This window comes from uncultured Winogradskyella sp. (assembly GCF_947496485.1).
Lineage (GTDB): Bacteria > Bacteroidota > Bacteroidia > Flavobacteriales > Flavobacteriaceae > Winogradskyella.
This window is the reverse complement of the sequence record NZ_CANMCZ010000001.1, coordinates 1,079,359-1,100,802: the sequence shown is the minus strand read 5'-3', so window position 1 is coordinate 1,100,802 and position 21,444 is coordinate 1,079,359. Positions and strand designations below refer to the sequence as shown.

14 protein-coding genes are annotated in these 21,444 nt (G+C 33.4%); 9 read left to right on the top strand and 5 right to left on the bottom strand.

What is annotated here, in order from left to right; translation table 11 throughout:
- Together Q0822_RS04655 and Q0822_RS04650 are read left to right on the top strand one after the other, a co-directional pair.
- A complete protein-coding gene (locus Q0822_RS04655) occupies positions 1-1,848 on the top strand; it encodes a family 43 glycosylhydrolase (RefSeq protein ID WP_299120763.1) in 1,848 nt (615 codons plus the stop codon).
- Between the two features lie 2 nt (positions 1,849-1,850).
- Complete coding sequence (locus Q0822_RS04650) at positions 1,851-2,681, top strand: endonuclease/exonuclease/phosphatase family protein (RefSeq protein ID WP_299120759.1); 831 nt, start codon at positions 1,851-1,853, stop codon at positions 2,679-2,681.
- A 43-nt stretch (positions 2,682-2,724) separates the two neighbouring features.
- On the opposite strand, the gene ssb is transcribed toward Q0822_RS04650, so the two are convergent.
- Positions 2,725-3,057 (bottom strand): single-stranded DNA-binding protein, encoded by a 333-nt coding sequence (gene ssb, locus Q0822_RS04645; protein WP_299120757.1) that lies wholly within the window; start codon positions 3,055-3,057, stop codon positions 2,725-2,727.
- A 227-nt stretch (positions 3,058-3,284) separates the two neighbouring features.
- On the opposite strand from ssb, the gene Q0822_RS04640 reads away from it, so the two are divergent.
- Positions 3,285-4,544 (top strand): sodium:proton antiporter, encoded by a 1,260-nt coding sequence (locus tag Q0822_RS04640; protein ID WP_299120754.1) that lies wholly within the window; start codon positions 3,285-3,287, stop codon positions 4,542-4,544.
- Here the strand turns inward: Q0822_RS04640 and Q0822_RS04635 are convergent.
- A complete protein-coding gene (locus Q0822_RS04635; protein ID WP_299120751.1) occupies positions 4,530-5,249 on the bottom strand; it encodes a DUF3298 and DUF4163 domain-containing protein in 720 nt (239 codons plus the stop codon). The two genes, Q0822_RS04640 and Q0822_RS04635, sit on opposite strands and share 15 nt — an antisense overlap.
- A gap of 115 nt (positions 5,250-5,364) precedes the next feature.
- Here Q0822_RS04635 and Q0822_RS04630 point away from each other — a divergent pair, with 115 nt between their 5' ends.
- Positions 5,365-6,504 (top strand): cystathionine gamma-synthase, encoded by a 1,140-nt coding sequence (locus Q0822_RS04630; protein ID WP_299120749.1) that lies wholly within the window; start codon positions 5,365-5,367, stop codon positions 6,502-6,504.
- Between the two features lie 71 nt (positions 6,505-6,575).
- On the opposite strand, the gene Q0822_RS04625 is transcribed toward Q0822_RS04630, so the two are convergent.
- Entirely contained in the window at positions 6,576-7,385 is an 810-nt protein-coding gene (locus Q0822_RS04625; RefSeq protein WP_299120746.1) for a glutamate dehydrogenase, read from the bottom strand.
- Positions 7,386-7,602: 217 nt separating this feature from the next.
- Between Q0822_RS04625 and gdhA the strand changes: the two genes are divergently transcribed.
- The 4 genes from gdhA (at position 7,603) to Q0822_RS04605 (ending at position 14,640) form a co-directional block, all read left to right on the top strand.
- On the top strand, positions 7,603-8,946 hold the full coding sequence (gene gdhA, locus Q0822_RS04620) for an NADP-specific glutamate dehydrogenase (protein ID WP_299120743.1): 1,344 nt from the start codon (positions 7,603-7,605) through the stop codon (positions 8,944-8,946).
- Between the two features lie 124 nt (positions 8,947-9,070).
- Positions 9,071-11,458 carry an ABC transporter substrate-binding protein gene (locus Q0822_RS04615; protein WP_299120740.1) on the top strand — a complete coding sequence of 796 codons (2,388 nt, stop codon included), beginning with the start codon at positions 9,071-9,073 and terminating at the stop codon, positions 11,456-11,458.
- 3 nt (positions 11,459-11,461) lie between these two features.
- Positions 11,462-12,181 carry a DNA repair protein RecO gene (gene recO / locus Q0822_RS04610; protein WP_299120738.1) on the top strand — a complete coding sequence of 240 codons (720 nt, stop codon included), beginning with the start codon at positions 11,462-11,464 and terminating at the stop codon, positions 12,179-12,181.
- A gap of 23 nt (positions 12,182-12,204) precedes the next feature.
- Positions 12,205-14,640 carry a TonB-dependent receptor gene (locus Q0822_RS04605; protein WP_299120736.1) on the top strand — a complete coding sequence of 812 codons (2,436 nt, stop codon included), beginning with the start codon at positions 12,205-12,207 and terminating at the stop codon, positions 14,638-14,640.
- A 48-nt stretch (positions 14,641-14,688) separates the two neighbouring features.
- On the opposite strand, the gene Q0822_RS04600 is transcribed toward Q0822_RS04605, so the two are convergent.
- A complete protein-coding gene (locus tag Q0822_RS04600; protein WP_299120733.1) occupies positions 14,689-20,169 on the bottom strand; it encodes a GEVED domain-containing protein in 5,481 nt (1,826 codons plus the stop codon).
- Positions 20,170-20,378: 209 nt separating this feature from the next.
- Here Q0822_RS04600 and Q0822_RS04595 point away from each other — a divergent pair, with 209 nt between their 5' ends.
- Positions 20,379-20,852 (top strand): regulatory protein RecX, encoded by a 474-nt coding sequence (locus tag Q0822_RS04595; protein WP_299120730.1) that lies wholly within the window; start codon positions 20,379-20,381, stop codon positions 20,850-20,852.
- 55 nt (positions 20,853-20,907) lie between these two features.
- On the opposite strand, the gene Q0822_RS04590 is transcribed toward Q0822_RS04595, so the two are convergent.
- The gene (locus Q0822_RS04590) at positions 20,908-21,396 is read right to left on the bottom strand and encodes a DUF6646 family protein (RefSeq protein WP_299120727.1); all 489 of its coding nucleotides are present in this window, start codon (positions 21,394-21,396) and stop codon (positions 20,908-20,910) included.
- Positions 21,397-21,444 lie beyond the last annotated feature (48 nt).

The window sequence follows — 21,444 nt, the reverse complement described above, 5'->3', positions numbered from 1 at the left end:
ATGAAAAGATTTCTTTTTTTCTTAACTTTTGCATTTCTTTTTTCTTGTAATTCGGATAAAAAACAGAACATAGATGAAGATTATAATTCAAAGGAGAATTCAGAAACGAAAAAAGATAATCAAACCTATATCAACCCATTAGATATAGATTATACCTACATGGTTTACAACTCTAGTAAAAATAAATCTTACCGTTCTGGTGCTGATCCTGCTGTTATAGAATTCAAAGGCGAATACTATATGTTCGTTACACGTTCTTTCGGATATTGGCATTCTACAGATTTAGTAAACTGGGGTTTTATCAAACCAAAACAATGGTTTTTTGAAGGTAGCAACGCACCAACAGCATTTAATTATAAAGATTCTTTGGTTTATTTTGCTGGTGATCCTGCAGGTTATGGCAGTATTCTTTACACAGATGATCCTAAAAAAGGGACTTGGACACCAACTGCTTCTATATCTAAAAATATTCAGGACTCGGAATTATTTATTGATGATGATGGTAAGACGTATCTATATTGGGGGTCGTCTAACTTACATCCTATCCGAGTGAAAATGCTCAATAAAGACGACCGATTTTTAGAAACCGGAGTTAGAAAAGAGCTGATTAATCTTGATGAAGAAAAACATGGTTGGGAACGTTTTGGTGAAAACAATTTTCATCCAACTTTAAAAGAAGGTTATATGGAAGGAGCTTCTATTACCAAACACAATGGTAAATATTATTTACAATATGCAGCACCAGGCACACAGTTTAATGTCTATGCAGATGGTGTTTATATTGGAGATACACCTCTCGGACCTTTCAAATACATGAAAAATAATCCTATGAGTTTTAAACCAGGTGGTTTTACAAATGGTGCTGGTCACGGCATAACGGTTAAACAAACTAATGGACAATACTGGCATTTTGCAACTATGGCACTAGCTTCTAACGCGCAGTGGGAACGTCGTTTATGTATGTTTCCTAGCTATTTTGACGAAGAAGGCTTAATGTACTCTAATACTGAGTATGGTGATTATCCACGTTTTGGTGCCAATCACTCTACAAAAGCAGGACAACATAATGGTTGGATGTTATTGTCTTACAAAGGAAATGTAACGGTTTCTTCATCTTTAAAACAAATCATGAAGTTTACATCTAATGATAGTGAAGTAGAAATCACAGAATTACCAACCGAAACAAATGTAAAAGGACAAATAATAGCTAAAGTCTTAACAGACGAAAACCCTAAGACCTTTTGGGTGGCAGAGACAAATGATGATAAACAATGGATTACCATTGAAATGCAAAATTCTGGAAAAATTCACGCATTACAACTCAATTTTCATGATCACAAATCTGGTATTTACACGCGTGTTGAAGGATTAAGACATCGTTTTGCGATTGAAACTTCAGAAGACGGTGTCAACTGGCAAACAGTTATCGACAGAAGTAAAAGTGATATTGATGCGCCAAACGCTTATATCGTTTTAGATGAGCCTGTTAATGCAAAATTTGTGAAATATAACAATGTAGAAGTTCCGGGAGCAAATTTTGCGATGTCCGAAATAAGAGTATTCGGTTTAGGTTTAGGTGACAAACCAGAAAAAGTTACTGGTTTTGATATAAAAAGAAAAACAGACCGCAGAGATGCTTCATTTGTTTGGAATGTAGTAAAAGGTGCACAAGGTTATAATATACGTTGGGGAATTACACCAGATAAGCTCTATCAATCCTGGTTGGTGTACGATATTAATTCGCATTTTATGCGTGCTTTAGATAGAGATACATCATATTATTTTACTATTGAAGCATTTAATGAAAACGGAATTTCAGCTAAAAGTGATATTTTATTTATAGAATAATTATGAAGTATTTTATCATCCTATATTTAGTTTTCACAAGTTTGGTCTCGGCTCAAGATTTTTCTGTAATGACCTATAATATCAAGTTAGACTATCCTAAAGAAGGAAAAAATAGTTGGAAAAATCGTAAAACGTTTTTGACTAATCAAATTAAATTTTATGAACCAGCTATTTTGGGAGTGCAAGAAGCAATGCCTAAACAAATGAAAGATTTAGATAGTCTTTTGATAGAATACAGTTTTGTTGGTGTCGGAAGAGATGATGGAAAAGACGAAGGTGAATACTCAGCGATTTTTTATAGAAAGGATAAGTTCAACGTTATTCAATCTAGTACTTTTTGGCTATCAGAAACACCAAAAGAAGTTTCTATGGGTTGGGATGCGGTTTGTAACAGAATTTGCACATATGCCCAACTAGAAGATAAAGCTTCAGGTAAAACCATTTGGGTATTTAACACACACTTCGATCATGTTGGTAAAGAAGCTCGAAAGAATAGTGTTACAGTAATAATTAATAAAATTAAGGAGCTCAATTCAGATAATGATCCTGTTATTCTTACTGGGGATTTTAATATGGAACCAAATCATGATAGTATAAAACGTATAAAAACAGAGTTGAATGATTCAAAAGAAATGGCAAAAATTTCGTTTGGACCTGAAGGAACTTTTAACGGTTTTCATTTTGATAAACCTGTGACTAGACGAATAGATTATACTTTTGTTAGCAAAGATATTGAGGTTGATAAATATGCAGTTTTAAGTGATAATTGGAACTTGCAATATCCATCTGACCATATGCCTGTTTATGTAGAATTTAAACTAGCTAATAAATAAAAATGAGATAGTGAAATTATTTCACTATCTCATTTTCTTTCTATTATTTCCCAAGCATTAAAAGTTCACTACAAACAACTTCAGTAATGTAGCGTTTCATACCATCTTTGTCTTCCCAAGAACGTGTGGTTAGTTTTCCTTCAATCGCTACTTCTTTTCCTTTACCAACATATTTCTCTATAATCTGAGCGGTTTTCCCCCAAGCAACAATATTATGCCATTGCGTATCTGTTACTTTTTCTCCTTGTGCATTTTTGTAGCTTTCGTTGGTAGCAATTGCAAATTTTGCTAAAGTTTTACCTGACTCTAAATTGATGATTTCTGGATCATTTCCTAAGTTACCAATCAACTGTACTTTGTTTCTTAATGTGTTCATGTCTTTAAATTTTTAGTGTTAAACAGTTAATACTATCGAGTTCTTATGTTTCGACATTGCAAAGATGTGATGACTTACAAATATTATTCGGTTGTTACCTGTTTAAATTCGTTTGTAAATGTTTGTAGTCGTTTGTAATTGAATAAATTATTGATAATCAGTTATTTAAAATATTTATTATAACAGACAGAAATAGTTTATTTTAGCGAAAATAAATCACTTACTACATGGATTACTACTCAATAGCTACTATTCTTATCGTTTTATCTGCTGCATTTGGTTATATCAATGTTCGGTTTTTAAAACTGCCTATTACTATTGGCTTAATGTTAATTACCATTGTTTTTACTGTTGTAATAGTAGGTATTGCGCAGTTTGATGACACCTTGTTAATTAGGGAACGAGAATTTATAGGAATGATTGATTTTAAAACTGTTCTTTTAGACATAATGCTTAGCTTTTTACTTTTTGCAGGTGCTCTACACACAAACTTTAATCAATTAAAAATTCAAAGAGGCCCCATTTTGGCTTTTGCGACTTTAGGTGTTTTAACCTCTACTTTCTTAGTAGGTATTGTTATGTTTTATATTTTGCAATTGATGGGACTAAGCGTCAATTTAATCTATTGCCTATTATTTGGTGCTTTAATTTCTCCTACAGATCCTATCGCTGTATTGGGAATATTAAAAAAAGCTGGAGCTCCAAAAAAATTGGAAACTAAAATTGTGGGTGAGTCATTATTTAATGATGGAGTAGGTGTGGTCGTATTTTTAACCATTTTTGCTATTGCAGCAAAACCAGACGCTGCAATTGAGTTTTCTGATATTGCAACTTTATTTGGTCAAGAAGTTATTGGTGGTATAGTGTTAGGTCTTTTTCTAGGTTGGATAACTTATCGCCTAATGAAATCTATTGATAATTACGAAATTGAAGTGATTTTAACTTTAGCTACTGTTATGGGAGGTACTATGCTAGCTCACAAGTTTCATCTGTCCGCACCTTTAGCTATGGTGACCGCGGGTCTTATTGTTGGAAATGACACAGTTAGAGATTCAGCAATGTCTGAAACCACTGAAGCTTACGTAGATAAATTTTGGGAGCTCATAGATGTCTTACTAAACACCGTTCTGTTTGTAATGATAGGTATGGAAATGCTCTTACTAACACTAGAAGGAAAATATATTTATGCTGGTCTATTGGCAATTCCGATAATCCTTATATGTCGTTATATCTCTTTGTGGTTACCCATTAAATTCTTTTCAAAACGATTAGATTTTGTGCCTAAAACAAATTTAATAATGACTTGGGGAGGTTTACGAGGAGGAATTTCAATTGCCTTAGCACTGAGTTTAACCAACGAAATGCATAGAGAGTTGTTTTTAGTAATTACTTATGTCGTTGTTGTGGTTTCTATTGTCGGTCAAGGATTGACCGTTGGGCCTATTATAAAACGATTAACAAAGAAAAGCGGTTTAGTTGACCTTTAAATAGGATTCAATCTCTTCAAACGGGATAACAAACTCAGTGTATCCTTGTTCAAAAGAAGCCACTTCATATACATTATATAGTAAAACTAATCCATCATCAGTAAATCCAATATTTTCTGGTAGTTGAAAGGGTTTGCCAAAAAAGAAGTCTTCTATTTTTAGGTTTTTGACTTCAGCTTCTAAAGCGTTTATAAAATGACTTTGAGCTAATTTTTTAAAGTCGGCTTCGTTTTCAATAATATCTTTTTGGTTTAGTACTCTACCAGATTTAGCATCTAAATTGAGGAATATAATCTTGTCATTGCCGTGAGCACCGCCTTTAAATTCATAGGTGCTAATTGCTATAGTAATAACTTCTTCAGATTGAAAAGTTTTTTCAGTTTCAATGTGTAATTCCCAAACAGGTTCAGATTCCTCTGGAAAATCCTTTTTGAATTTAATATAGTCTGAATTAAAGTCATTTAAAGCCTCTTTTATGACTTCATTATTTTCAGGAGTACTAAGCGTGTTAATTATAGCTTTTTCAATTGTACTGTTAATGGTATTACCAAGGTCGCTGTTTCCAGACGCTTTATTATACATAGCTGTAATATCAGCTTCAAAGGATTCTTCAATAGAAATAGTTTCAAATGTGGCAGGTTTAAATTCTGAGGTACATGAATTTAAAACAATTACAAAAATCAAAAAAGGTCTTAGTTGTTTCAAGACAGAGAAGGTTATGTTAAACATTCATTAAAGGTATTATATAGAATTGAATGAATGGAACGAATTATCGATTAAATTTGTTGTTCAATAAAGAAGGCTATTATTCTATTCGATTATGAAATTTAATACAAAAACAATTCACGGAGGGCAAAAACACGATCCGGCTTATGGTTCAGTAATGCCTCCAATTTATCAAACATCAACCTATGCGCAATCTACTCCTGGAGGTCATAAGGGCTATGAATATTCTAGAACGCACAACCCAACACGTAGTGCATTAGAAAATGCTTTAGCCAGTATAGAAAATGGTAACCATGGTTTGGCTTTTGGTTCTGGTTTAGCAGCAATTGATGCAGTTTTAAAATTATTAGAGCCAGGTGATGAAGTGGTATCTACTAATGATCTATATGGAGGAACTTATCGTTTATTTACTAAGATATATGAAAGATTTGGAATAAAATTTCATTTTATCGGAATGAATAATGCTAGTCATATTGAAGAGTACATTACACCAGATACTAAGTTGATTTGGGTAGAGACTCCGACCAATCCAATGATGAATATTATTGATATTATGGCAACTTCTAAAATTGCTAAAAAGCATAATGTTTTGTTAGCTGTAGATAATACGTTTGCTACTCCGTATTTACAACAACCATTGGATATGGGAGCTGATATTGTAATGCACTCAGTAACTAAATATCTTGGAGGTCATAGCGATTTAGTAATGGGTGCTTTAATTGTAAAAGATAAAGAGTTGGCGGATCAATTATATTTTATTCAAAATGCAAGTGGTGCAGTATGTGGTCCTCAAGATTCATTTTTAGCTTTAAGAGGCATAAAAACATTACATATTCGTATGCAACGTCATTGCGAAAACGGAAAAGCTGTGGCAGAGTATTTGGCTAGTCATCCAAAAATCGAAAACGTCTATTGGCCAGGTTTTAAAAATCATAAAAGTTATGAAGTTGCAAAATCTCAAATGAATGGTTTTGGTGGAATGGTCTCTTTTACTACAAAAGGGAATAATTATGAAGAAGCTATTAAAATTGTTGAAAATCTTAAAGTATTCACTTTAGCAGAATCTTTAGGCGGAGTAGAATCTTTAGCAGGTCATCCAGCAAGTATGACTCATGCTAGTATTCCTAAAGAAGAACGAGAAAAAACAGGAGTTGTTGATTCTCTAATCAGACTAAGCATTGGAATCGAAGATATAGACGATTTAATTGCTGATTTAAAACAAGCGATAGGATAATTTAAATCTTGAATAATAAAAAAGACCAAATCAAGTGATTTGGTCTTTTTTATAAGTTTTATTTTAAAATCTTAGTCTAGATAATAGATATAACCAAAGTTTAACCAAACTAACCAATCGTTTGCCTTATTGGAAGGTAATTGGTGGTCTAAACCATCGGTAAAGTCGCTAAAAAAGTATTGAAATCTTAAATCTACCATTAAATCCGAAAGTATAGTAAGCTTATATCTCGTTCCAATACTACTTACTATAGACCATGTAGAACCACTCATGTCACTTACAGAACCAGGTTCCCAACGCGTATAAAAATTACTCGGTATTTCAATATTTCCAACATCACCTGGACTAGATGGGTTTACATAATTAGTATATACACTAGGACTATAGGATACATAATGAGCTCCTAAACTAACAAAAGGGGCAAAGGCATAAGAACCAGCAGCAAAGGCCCTAATACTTCTAGGGAAATATTCCATTTGCATACCAATATCCCAATTTTCAGCTTCACCAGTATGACCTCTTAGACGATCAGCATTAGGAGAAGTCATGTCAGGATCTACCCATTCTCCAAAATGTTCAAGCGTTGTTTTATTCCAAGAAATTTCACTTCTTAGTTTAAAATGATCATTGAAGTACTTGTCTGTTGTATAACAGTTACAATCTGCACGATAGGCAAAGTTGATATAATGTATAACACCAACACCAATTCCTGTATTTCCAGCATTAGTTTCAAAATCATAGCGAACACCAAAATCAGATTGGTATGCTAAAGGTCCAGCAATTACACCTATCTCATGCGAAAAGCCTAGTTGGGCATAACTTATTTGCACTGATAATAGCAATGCAAAAGGAATAATTAGTTTTTTTATGTTTACTATCATTTGATTTTAAATTGGGGTCTTTTACCGAGCAAATATATAAAAACTCGACGAACTACCAAATAAAACGGATAAAATGCATAAATTATTATTTTTTTAAGAATTCAACAATTAGCAATGAGTAAAATAATTATTGAGAATATAAAAATTATAAACGGTTATTTTTATAGATAATGTATCTTTGCACCCAATTAATCACAATTTCTTAACAATTACATATATGAAAGATAAAATTGAAGCTTTTTTAGATCTTGTAAAGGAACGAAATGGTCATGAACCAGAATTTTTGCAAGCCGTTCAGGAAGTAGCAGAAACGGTAATTCCTTATATAGCTAAACACGATATATATAATGGAAAAAATATTCTGCTTAGAATGGTAGAACCAGAAAGACTTATTTCCTTCAGAGTAAGTTGGGTAGATGATAATGGGGAAATACAGGTAAACAGAGGTTACAGGATACAGATGAATTCTGCGATTGGACCATATAAAGGCGGTCTAAGGTTTCACCCTACTGTAAATGCAAGTATTTTAAAGTTCTTAGCTTTTGAGCAAGTATTTAAAAATTCATTGACAACACTACCAATGGGTGGTGGTAAAGGTGGTTCTGATTTTGATCCCAAAGGAAAATCAGATAACGAAATTATGCGTTTTTGCCATGCGTTTATGACAGAATTGTACAGACACATTGGTCATAATACAGATGTACCAGCTGGAGATATTGGAGTCGGTGCAAGAGAAATTGGCTTTATGTTTGGGATGTATAAAAAATTGAACAACACATTTACTGGAGTTTTAACTGGTAAAGGAGCTTCTTGGGGAGGCTCTTTAATAAGGCCAGAGGCAACAGGGTATGGAACGGTTTATTTTGCAGATAACATGCTAAAAAGAAAGAATGATTCTTTTAAGGGAAAGCGAATTGCAATTTCAGGTTCTGGGAATGTAGCGCAATATGCTGCTGAAAAAGCAATAGAGTTGGGGGCAACAGTTTTAACGTTATCAGATTCTGGCGGATATATTGTAGATGAAGATGGCATCGATACAGAAAAGTTAGAGCATGTAATGCATATTAAAAATGAAAAAAGAGGAAGAATAAGTGAATACACAGAAAAATATCCAAATGCAAAATTTGTAAAAGGAGAAAGGCCTTGGTCCGTGAAATGTGATATAGCGCTTCCTTGTGCTACTCAAAATGAATTAAATGGTGATGAAGCTAAGCAGTTAATAGAAAATGGATGTATGTGTGTCTCTGAAGGTGCTAATATGCCTTCAACACCAGAAGCTATCCATGAATTTCAAAAATCAAAAATCTTATTTGCACCAGGAAAAGCATCTAATGCAGGTGGTGTAGCTACTTCTGGTTTAGAGATGAGTCAGAATTCACTGCGTTTAAGCTGGTCTAGAAAAGAAGTCGATGATAGATTAAAGGATATTATGGAAGATATTCATGACTCTTGTGTTGAGTATGGTAAAAATGATGATGGCTCTATAGATTATATCAAAGGGGCTAATATTGCAGGCTTTGTGAAAGTTGCGGATGCCATGTTAGCACAAGGTGTAATATAAGAACGTAAGTTTTTAAATAATTCAAAGCTTTCAGGAATTTTTCTGAAAGCTTTTTTTATGACATAACATATGAATCTCGCATTATTATCGTTACTATTAAATATCTTTGGGCAAACTTTTTTTAATGGTTAAAACTGTTTTTAACGTCTTTATACTGGTTTTTGGTCTTGCAACTGTTTGTTATGGTCAAGAAGCTTCTTCGTTATGGAGAGGACATTACTCATATAATAATATTGTAGATGTTGTTAGTGGTGAAAATAAAATATATGCGGCCGCTCAAAATGCTATTTTTGAGTATGATGTATTAACAGCAGAATTAAATACAATAACTACCATAGAAGGCCTTTCTGGTGAGCAAATTACCTCAATCTATTATAGTGATATATATCAATACTTGCTTATTGGCTATGAAACAGGTTTAATACAAGTATATTCTGAAACCGACGAATCTATATTAACTGTTGTTGATATTCTTGAGAAACAAAATATTACACCAGCAAATAAGCGTATTAATCATTTTTATGAGAATGAAGGGCTAGTTTATATTTCAACAGATTATGGAATTTCTATATATGACTTAGAAGGTCTAGAATTTGGGGATACTTATTTCTTAGGAAATGGGGGAGCTCAAATAAGAGTAAAACAAGTTTCGATACTAAATAATGAAATTTACGTAGCTTGTCTAAACAACAATGGCATAAAAAAAGCAGATGTAAATAATACTAACTTAATAGATTTTCAGCAATGGCAAACGGTTGTTACTGGAGACTATTATACCATGAGTACCATAAGCGATGCTATATATTCTGTAAGGTCTAACAGCGTATTATATGAAATAAATGGTGCTTCAATAAATACCCTACTAACCTTACCATCGCTACCTCTAGACGCTGAGGTTACAGATTCTAATTTAATTTTCTCAATGCCAAATGAAGTATATGTCTATGATGAGAACTTGCAATTAACAAATAGTTTTCAACCAACAACTGACTTTGATACTAATTTTACTTCTGCCGCTCAGTTAGATGAATTTTTATATATAGGTACAGAAAATTTTGGGGTATTAAGAAGTCAAATTTCTGATAACAGTTTATATATTCAGATAAAACCCAATGGTCCTCTGTTTAATGAGGCGTTTAGACTAAATTCAGATTCTGAAACCGTATGGACAACATTTGGTGATTATTCCCCTTCTGTTAATCCGTCTCCATTTAGAAGCAGAGGTATCAGCTATTTTAATAATGAGGAGTGGAAAAACATCCCATTTGATAGTGTTTTTGGAGCAAGAAATTTATCTGAAATTTCAGTGAACCCATTTAATCCAGATCAGGTATTTATTAGTGCCGTTAATGATGGAATTTTAGAGGTCAACGATTTTGAACCTACTATTTTATATAATGAAGACAATAGTGGCTTAGAGTCTTTAATTTTACCAGGTTCTCCAGATTTTAAGAGTATTAGAGTTACTGATACAGAGTTTGATAGTAATGGCTTATTGTGGTCTTTAACAAGTAGAGTAGACGAAGCGTTAAAATCTTACAATCCAAATTCAGGGAATTGGCAGGGATATAGTCTTTCCAGTCTTATAGAAAATCCTTTATTAGATAATCTTGCTTTTTTTGAAGTAGAGATTGACGATAATGGTACTAAATGGATAGGGTCTTATGATTTTGGATTAATGGCTTATAATGAAAATGAAGGAGACAGTCCGTTGCGTAACATTAACTCTGAAGCGCAAAATGTTCTTCCGTTTATGAGATTTACTGCTTTGGCTTTAGATAATAGAAATCAACTTTGGATAGGAACTACAAAAGGATTGAGAGTGTTATTTAATACAACAGGATTTTATAATGATCCTAATCCTAGCTTAAATCAAATTATAATTTTAGAAAATGGTATTCCTAAGGAATTGTTAGAAAACCAATCTATTTCAGATATCGAAGTTGATGGGTCTAATAATAAGTGGGTTGCGACAGCGGATTCAGGTGCGTTTTATTTTTCATCAGATGGACAAAATACAATATATCATTTCACAAAAGATAATTCACCATTGCCATCTAATAGTGTTAATGATATTGCAATAGACGCAGATAATGGTATTGTTTATATAGCAACTAGTAGAGGATTATTATCGTTTAAAGCAGGAGGTTCAAAACCAGAAGAAACTTTAGAAAATGCTTTTGCTTATCCGAATCCTGTCCGGCCAGAGTATAATATACTTGGATTTAATGATTTAAATGATATTACTAAAGGTGTAAAGGTAAGCGGATTAACAGATCGCGTAAATATTAAGATTACTGATATTGAAGGTAATTTAGTTGCAGAAGCGCAATCGAATGTCAACCAACGCTCTTCTAATACCAACTATAATTTTGCTATAGATGGTGGAACAGCCGTCTGGAATGGCAAAAACTTAGCCAATTCTGTAGTTAGAACAGGTGTATATTTAATCATGATTTCAGATTTAGATTCTTTTGAAACTAAAGTCATAAAGGTTTTAATAGTTAGATAAAAGATGCTTACAAAAAACAATAGCATTGTTCTTTCAAAACTAAAATATAGAGATTATGATCTTATTGTAAAATGCTACACAGAACAAAGAGGTGTGGTGAGTTACATGTTAAGAGGGGTCTTGAAGTCTAAAAAAGGCTTATCTAAAACTGTTTATTTTCAAGCATTATCACAGCTTCAAATAGAAGAAAATTATAAACCCAACCAATCACTTCATTTTATAAAGGAGGTAAAGTTTAATTACATCTACAAAAGTCTTCACAATAATATCTATAAAAGTGCCATCGTATTATTTTTATCCGAAATTCTCACTAATGTACTTAAAGAGGAGGAAAAGAATGAAGATTTATTCAACTATATAGAAACGGCGCTTCAGTATTTAGATAACGAAGATAATTTTTCAAACTTTCATTTATTATTTCTTATAAAGCTGACGCGTTATTTGGGTTTTCAACCTGAAAATTTAAACGATAACTATTCATATTTCAACTTGCAATCAGGAACTTTTCAAGCTTCAAACCAAGGAATTTATTCAATTTCTGGTAAAAATTTAACACTGCTAAAACGCCTATTGGGCACAAAATTTGATGCACTATATGCTATAAAAATAAATGCAAAACAGAGACAAGAGTTTTTAAATATGTTATTGTATTATTTTGAATTACATTTGGGCAGTTTTAAAAAGCCTAAATCTTTGCAGGTACTTAATGAAGTGTTTCATTAAACCAACTTTTAAGAAACGATTTAATGACGATTAGCATAAAAGTGAAGTATAGTATCATCTTTATTATTTTTTTATTCCTTTTTCAACAGGCTACTTTTTCTCAAAATATTACTGTTTTAGAAGAGGGAAGTAACGAGCCCATACCAGGTGTAGCATTATATAATTTGAAGAAAACCAAATATGTGGTTACTGATATTAATGGACAAGCCAAAATAGATAATTTCAATCCAAGAGAAATAATTTATTTCCAAAATTTGTTGTATGAAAAACTACAACTTAGAAAATTTGATATTTCTGAAAAAAATAATATTATTTATTTGGTTCCAAAAGTTGAAGATTTAAAACAAATAGTCATTTCTGCATCCAAATTTGAGCAAAGTAAACGCGATATTCCACAAACCATTATAAGTTTAAGTGCAACAGAAATAACCTTAGCTAACCCACAAACTAGTGCAGATTTATTAGAGAATACAGGTAATATTTATATTCAGAAAAGTCAATTAGGAGGAGGAAGTCCTATGATTAGAGGATTTTCTACTAACCGACTTTTGCTTTCGGTTGATGGAGTCCGCATGAATAATGCAATTTTTAGAGGTGGTAATTTACAAAACGTTATTTCTATAGATCCTTTTGCTATCCAAAACACAGAGGTGACTTTAGGTGCAGGTTCTGTAGTGTATGGTAGTGATGCCATAGGTGGCGTTATGAGTTTTTATACCAAAAAACCACAACTCTCCTATAAGGATGAACTTTTTTTAAGCGGAAACGCTTTAGTCAGATATGCAACAGCTAATAATGAAAAAACAGGTCATTTTGATATCAATTTTGGATACAAAAAATGGGCTTTCCTTACCAGTGTTAGCTATACTGATTTCGATGATTTAAGAATGGGTAGTAACGGACCAATAGACTACCTAAGACCAGAATATGTTGTGAGAGATAATGGCGAAGACGTAATTGTTGCTAATTCAGATCCTTTAGTGCAAAAACCAACAGGTTATGACCAGATAAACCTTATGCAAAAGGTAAGGTACGAACCATCAGACAATCTTAATTTTGATTTAGGATTATATTATTCTACGACTTCAGATTATTCAAGATATGATAGATTATTAAGATACAATGGTGATAGTCTACGCTCTGCAGAATGGAATTATGGGCCACAAGAATGGTTTATGGGAAATTTTCAGTTAACCAAATTAAGTAGTAGCTCTAACCTTTACGATAAGATTAAAGCAACACTAGCTTATCAGCGTTTTAATGAGAGTAGAAGTGATAGAGACTTTCAATCTCTATTTAGAGAGATAAGAGAAGAATCTGTAGATGCCATTTCTTTAAATATTGATTTAGAAAAGCGATTAAATACCAAAACAAGTTTTTTTTATGGTATAGAATATTTACATAATACAGTAGGTTCAGAAGGTTTTGAAGAAAATATTGAAACTAATGAAACGACTCTAAATGTTTCGCGTTATCCAGATGGATCAACTTGGCAATCTATTGCAGCTTATGCAAGCTTAAAGTATAAACCAAATTCTAAGTTTGTATTTCAGTCTGGTTTAAGATTTAATCAAGTAATTGCAAAAGCAGATTTTACAGAGAACAATGAGTTTTTAAATCTACCTTTTGATAATGCTGAAGTTAATACAGGTGCATTAACTGGTACAGCTGGTATTACATGGTCGCCTAGTGATTTAATACAATGGAAACTTAACGCCTCAACTGCGTTTAGAGCACCAAATATAGATGATATTGGGAAAGTGTTTGATAGTGAACCGGGTTCTGTAGTTGTACCAAATAAGGACTTAAAAGCAGAGTATGCCTATAGTGGTGAGTTAGGTTTAAAATTGAATTTTGAAAACACAGTTATATTAGATTTAGCTACTTATTATACCTTTTTAGATAACGCCTTAATTCGAAGGGATTATGAATTAAATGGAGAAACAGAAATAATATACGATGGTGAATTAAGTAATATTCAAGCGATACAAAATGCATCAAAAGCATGGATTTATGGATTTGAAGCAGGTTTAGAAGTTAATTTTACTGAGCAATTAAAACTACGTTCACAATACAATGTCATTGGTGGTACAGAAGATAATAATGGAGTAGAAGAACCTGTAAGGCATGTTGCTCCAAATTTTGGGCGCACACATTTAATCTGGAAAAAGAACAAGCTTCTAGTTGATGCTTTTATAGTGTATAATAACGAACTTTCATTCAATCAATTAGCACCCTCAGAGAATGCAAAAGATTATATCTATGCATTAGATGCTGATGGAAACCCATACGCACCATCTTGGCACACATTAAATTTTAGAACACAATATCAGTGGAATGATCATTTAAGTATAACTGCCAGTCTAGAAAATATTACTGACCAGCGCTATAGACCTTATTCTTCTGGTATCTCAGCTGCTGGTAGAAATTTCATATTAGCTTTAAAATATACGCTATAAAAAAAGCTTCATATTATATGAAGCCTTTTTAATTTTTACTAGTAATTGTTAACGTTGCTTTATAGCTTTTTTACTAATTAATTGTCCATTAGACAAAGTAACCTGTGCAATGTAAGCTGCATTGCTCAGTTTAGATAAATCATAAACTTCAGTTGAGTTACTACCTTGTAAAGTATAAATCTCCCTTCCTAAAACATCTAAAATAACAACATTAGAAATCGTAAGTTTTTTACCAATTTTAAATTGTACATCACCGTTGAGTAATTCCGTAATGGTTAAATCATTTGTATCTGCAAGATTATCATCTATTGAAAGTAATGATGGCGCAAAAACGATTTCGAAACGCGAATTAAATACACCTGTTTCAGAAGTAAAGTTATAATTTGAGTCTTTAAGGTTATGCACTATATTTAATAGGTTGTCTCTTAAATAAATGATATTATCGGAATAAAAGGCACCTTCAAATTGAGCAATTGAAATCGTATAAATCGTTGGCGATTCTATGAATGTATTAAAACCAATCTCTATAACTTCATTCAAATCTAAACTATTAGGATTCTTTCCCTGAATGACATATTCAGAGTCACTATTATCTATTGTAGAATAGATTTTAGCATATTTTTGCGTGGAAATATTACGTTTCACATCGTAAAAAGAACCATCATTTCCATCTGTAGCACCTTCTAGGTGGGCAACAGCGAGTTGATTTGCGACTCCGTTATCAGAAGTTAAGTTAAGCCATAGAACATTTCTATTACTCGTGGTTACATTTCTAAAAAACTGATCGTTATTACTGGTAACACGCATAGAGTTATTAAATGTAATAGAACCAGAACTTAGTGCTTCAATAAAGAATCCTTGTCCAGAAGGCACATAGTCGTTAGGTATTAGTGAGATATCACCACCAGCAGTATTTACACCACTTGCAGATATTACTGCGTAATCAGCACCAGAAAAATTATAGCCTTCATTACCAGAAGCATTAACATCTGCCGGAGTTGCTTGGCTCCATAAATAGATAGCATCTGTAATACCTGAGTTTACAGTAAAAAACACGTTTGTATCAATAGCACTTGGATACGGATTCCCTATAAAATTCCAATCTTTATAGGCACTCCCACTAACATAGACAATAGGAGGTGTTACCACACCATTATTAAAAGGTCCAACAAAAGGAAATTGTTGAGCAACTGGTAATGCTGGTCCGACTGTACTTGGTGTAGCAGCATAACCAACACCAGGCATCATCGTACCAGAAGCTGGTTGCCAGTCGTTACCATCATCATCTATATCATCTTGTCCTGGTGTAAATGTTCCAGTATTATTCGTTTCTATTAGCATATCCACAAAATTTGCAGCATTGAATATGAAACGTCTTGTTGGCAGGACAGTAGAAAAAACGTTTTCAACAGTTTCACCAGCAACAGGTGAACTCCAATACGTATAATCATGAGGAGTATTCAATATTGATGTTTGTTTTTGTACGGTCATTGTGCCAGTTCCAGACACGGTTGCTAAATCATTGTTCTGTACTACAGAGCCTTGTGGAAAAACAGTTATATCTCCATTAGCTACAATATCATTTTCAATTTCAATGTAATCACCATTTTGAATATCTAAGCCAAAACCAGAATTTACTACTAGTCCACAAGCACTAAAGCTTATTTGTGTTCCACCAGCAGAAGTATTATAGTTACCATCGATTATGGCATATCTACCAATAGTTGGAGGAGCAGACCATGTTGATGATACACCATCCCAAACGCTGGTAAGACCACTTATCTTTATGGCATTACTGGCTTGATAGCATGTTGTAGAATTTTCTCTAACCTGACAATAGAATTGATAATCATCATAGGCTATCGGATTCAGAATATCTAATGTTGCAGTGGTAACATTATTAAAATCAGCATTATTTGGCACCGCAACAAATGTAGTGGTACTAGGTGCTAAATAATACCATTGATAAGCTAAAGCTAAACCTGCAGGTACACCTTCAGTTCCTACTACAGATAACTGAATGGCATTAGTACAGTCTAATGCTGGTGGGTTTAGAACAGAAACACTTGGAGGAATGCCAAGTGAGAAATCATAAACTCCAAAATCACTGTAGTCAGAATCACCACAACTAGTCCAATCTATTTCATCCCATTGTGTTAAATCAAAAGTTGTAGATGGTAAAGGAGTTGCTGTATTCTGTCTTCTATAATTTACACCATCATTACCAATTCCTAAGCTATTCGCCCAAGTACTACTTCCCAATACTCCAAATACATCAATTGAGGTCGCAGTCACACTATTATAAAGTTCAATTGCATCAGAACTATTATTATCAAAATTGATTCCACCTGCACTATTAAAAGTTTGGTTTGGTAAACCACCTGATAATCCATTACCAGTTAAATCACAGGTTGTTGTACCTACGCTTATAACATGAGTAGCTCCAGAAGCTAAAGTGCCTGTTAAATTGGCTGTAGTTGAAGGGACACCACTACCATTATTAAATACTCTAATACTATAATCGGTTAGATCTACATTAGATGCGGTACCATTAAAAATTTCAATTAAAGAAGAGCTACCACTTGTTGCATCTGAAATTTCACTTATAAATAAATCAGTTGGTACGGTAGATGAAGTTGCTGTATCACAACCACTTATAACATCATCAATAATGTTAAAAGTATTATTTGATGAACAACCAGTAGAAAACTCTACTACTATGTTTGCATCTATAGCTCCTGCAGGAACCAAAACCACTAATTCAGTGACGCTAGATGAAACAACTGTCATTGGCAAGCCATTAATTGTCGCTGTGGCTGCAGTTAAGTCTGTTACAGATGTTATTGTAACTTCAGTATTTTCCGGCCCTTCAGTTGGCCAAATAGTACTTGTTAATATAGTAGTGCAAACCGCAGTGCCCTCAATGTCAAATTCATAAGGATTTTCATCACTATCACTATTTAAAATACGAACTGTAGCTGTACGTATACCATCTGAAGTTGGAGAAAACTCAATTCTAAATTCAGAATCTGCTAAAGAGCCAATAGATGCTGATGGTTGTAGTGTTATGTTAAAATCACCTGGATGTGCTCCAATAAGTTCTACTCGAGGTGCACCAATTAAATTAAGTGGTGTAGCCCCAAGGTTTTCAACATAGTAGCTTTTTGGTGCTGTAGTAGCTCCAACATTTGTAGATGCAAACAATGTATTATTCAATCCATAAGGTGCATTAAAACCGTCAGCAATAGAAATATTATTTCCTTTTACATTCATTTCTGCTGTAACTGGTTGCTGAATAAAAATAGTGTAATCTTCAACCTCACCACTATAACCGGTTTCGCAAGATGTAGGATATGCATTATACTTCGTTGCCACACGCATTCTTGTAGCACCAATTGCTGCATTAGTTGGAATCTCTATGTTAATAGGTGAATTTGATGTTGCAATATTTAAATCTACTGTTGAACTTGGATTGGTATCCATGCCTAAGTCGTACTCTTCACCAGTACCATTGAAGTTTCCATCTTGATTCCAATCAATCCACACTCTTGTATATACATCAATACCTCCATCTATGTTGATTTCCACACCCAAATTATAATTATCTCCAATTATAACATTTGTAGAAATACTAGTATAATCTGTATAACTATTTCCAGCAGGTGTACCAGTATTATTTATGGTATTAAAGTTGACACCAGTAATGCCTGTATCAAAACTTGTATTACCTTCTGCATTGCAATATGTAAGCGAAGGTACTGCACAAACTTCAACACCTGTTGTCCATGATGTACCTCTTCTAATATATGCCCTAAAACAATAATTCAATCCATTAGTTAGACCTGTTACTGCCCTTGTATTTCCGCCAGCTTTATGGACTACTTGATTTGGCCCAGAATAAACAGGGTTAGCAGTATAGGCAGAACCATCTCCTGTTGGAGTAAAAACTACAGGCCCTTGGTTGGCTACAATCAAGATTTCATCCCAACATGAAGTTGGTGTAGGATTTAACCAGTTTAAAGTGACTTGATTTGTTAAAGGCGTAGCGACTAAATTTCTCACATCACCTTGCGCTATACCTTCTTCATTACTGCCGCCAGAAGTTCCATTAGACCAACCAGTAAGGGATTCTCCATTGTATGCGAAAATTCTAAAAGAGTAGGTTAGATCTTCTGTTAATCCAGTAATAGTTGCTGTTGTTCCATTACCTTTATAAACCACTTTACCTAAAGTTGCAGGTGTTTCAAATGGTGCAGCATTATAATTTGGGTTAGCCGTATAGGTGTTAGCATCATTTGGTGGTGCTGTTGGGTCTGTTGTGCCTTCTATTGCAAATATGATATAACCTCCAGTTGGTGGTGTCGCAGGATTATTCCAAGTCAAAACAACTGATGTGTCTTCAAAACAACCTTCTAAGTTTTGAGCATTGGACGGTGAACTATTAGTTAGGCTCAGAGAAGCTGAGTTAGATGTTGTAGAACCACATGCATTAGTCAAAATACATCTGTATAAATTACCATTCATACCTGCAGAAGTCGTAGTGGTCGTATAAGAATCAGTTGTAGCGCCAGAACCTCCAGTAACATTATTCCAAGTAGTACCTCCATCTGTTGATACTTGCCATTGGTAAGATGTTGCATCTGCAGAAGTCACATCAAAAGTAGCTGTGGCTGGTATTACTTCATTTTGGTTGGTTGGTTGCGTTAACGTTGGAACCGAAATACCAGTCCCAGTTAAAGCTATTGTAGGGGAGTTACTTGTTGGTGTTGTGCTCGTTACTGTAATTGTTGACGTTTGTGCTCCAACTGCTGTTGGTGTAAATGTAACATCAAACGTAGCAGTACCAGATGCTGCAATAGATGTTGATGAAAGACCACTAACGACAAATTGAGGATCGTTGGATGTTACATTAACTCCAGCTGCAGGTATAATTCCACTATTGGTTATTGTGTATTGTAAAGTTGTTGCTGCTGTTGATAAACAAGATGAGCCATGATTTGTTGTACCTGAGATTGATAAATCTGGATCTGTTACAACAGCTGTAGTCCATGAGATGTCATCTATAATTATTTGCCTTGAGCCTACTGATCTAAATTCTATTAAAACAGCTCCTGTTTCATTTACAGTAACAGGTCTAGTATATACCGTTCCCATTGCAACTAGAGTATAGCTATCATATAAAGTTCCATTAACATAAACTTCAACACTTCTATTTGCTGCAGAACCTCCCGTAAAATATGATCTTATACTATAGGTTAAATCCCCAACACCATTTACATTTGATATTGCAGAAACATTTCTTGTACCTGAATCAGCAAATCCAATTGATCTTCCAGTAATATTATAAGTTCCAGTTACGCTTCGCGCTCTATTATAAGTCCAATTGACACCATTATCACCAGTGTATGAACCATTTCCATAGCCGCCACCTGGAGCATTTAAATTAGTAAAAGTTTCTGAACCTTGCCCATAACCAGACAAAAAAAGGCACAAGAATGCCAGTAAACTAAGGGAGTATTTTTTAATCATAAGGGACTAATTAGCTATTAACCAGTTACAAAGATATGTTAAAATCGTTGTAAATCAAGGTCTTGTAAGATAGGTATTTATTAACAAATCGTTATATTTTCCCTTAAAGTTTTCCACAAAAAACAGAATGTATCGACAAAACGTAAAATGGCTTCTAATTGAGTTAAAAATAAATCGTTGCTATTAGTATTCTATTGTACTTTTGATATATGGATTTTAGCAAAACATATTCTGTTGATGAAGCACAAAAAAAGCTTGAAAGTTACTGTGTTTACCAAGAACGTTGTCATAAAGAAGTAAAAGCTAAGCTAATGGATATGCGGATGATTCCTGAGGCTATAGATAAGATTATGGTGCATTTAATTCAGCATAATTATCTTAATGAAGAACGCTTTGCTAAAGCTTTTGTTAGAGGAAAATTTAGAATTAAAAAATGGGGAAAAAATCGATTAGTCCGTGAGTTAAAATTTAGAGAGATTTCTAAATATAGTATTGACTCTGCTATGAAAGAAATAGACTTAGACGAGTATTATAAAACCCTAGATAAACTTGCCAAAAAAAGAATAGCACAGGTCAAAGAAAGTAACCCATATAAAAAGAAGAGAAAGGTAGCAGATTACTTACTATACAGAGGTTGGGAATCGTATTTGGTTTATGAAAAACTTAATGCGTATATAAAGTAAAATGCCTTTTCATTAGTTTGAAAAGGCATTTTAATATTACTATTATTAATGCGGATTACAAATTAAATACAGCACCAAAATTTACGGAAAACTGATTATGATACTCTTCGGCGGGAGTAAGATCTGAGCCATATTCGGCAAAAGGCACATTTAGCTCTGTGTATAAACCAAAACCTTCAGTGAAGAAATATCGCGCACCTAAGTGACCACCAAAATTCTTTAAACCAAGACTTAATCCTGGATATAAATCAAAATTTTCATCAATGGCTAAAACATTACCAATGTTGGCATTAAAACGTGCTTTAAGATCAAAGCGATCGCCAAAGTCAGCATCAAATATTTCTTCCACTCCCAAAAGATATGTTGAACTAAATCCTATTGAAATGTTTTCTCCTATACCATAATCGTAAGCAACATTAATTCCTGTACCATCATTCTGAAAATTAACACCTACTTGAAACTTTTGATCCCCTTTACCTTCAAATGCTTGTGCACTAAGAAATGAAACAGATACTAATGCAATAATTAAAAATAAATTTTTCATAATTCTTTATCTAAAATTTGAGTTGGCAAATATATTATAAGTTTTTAA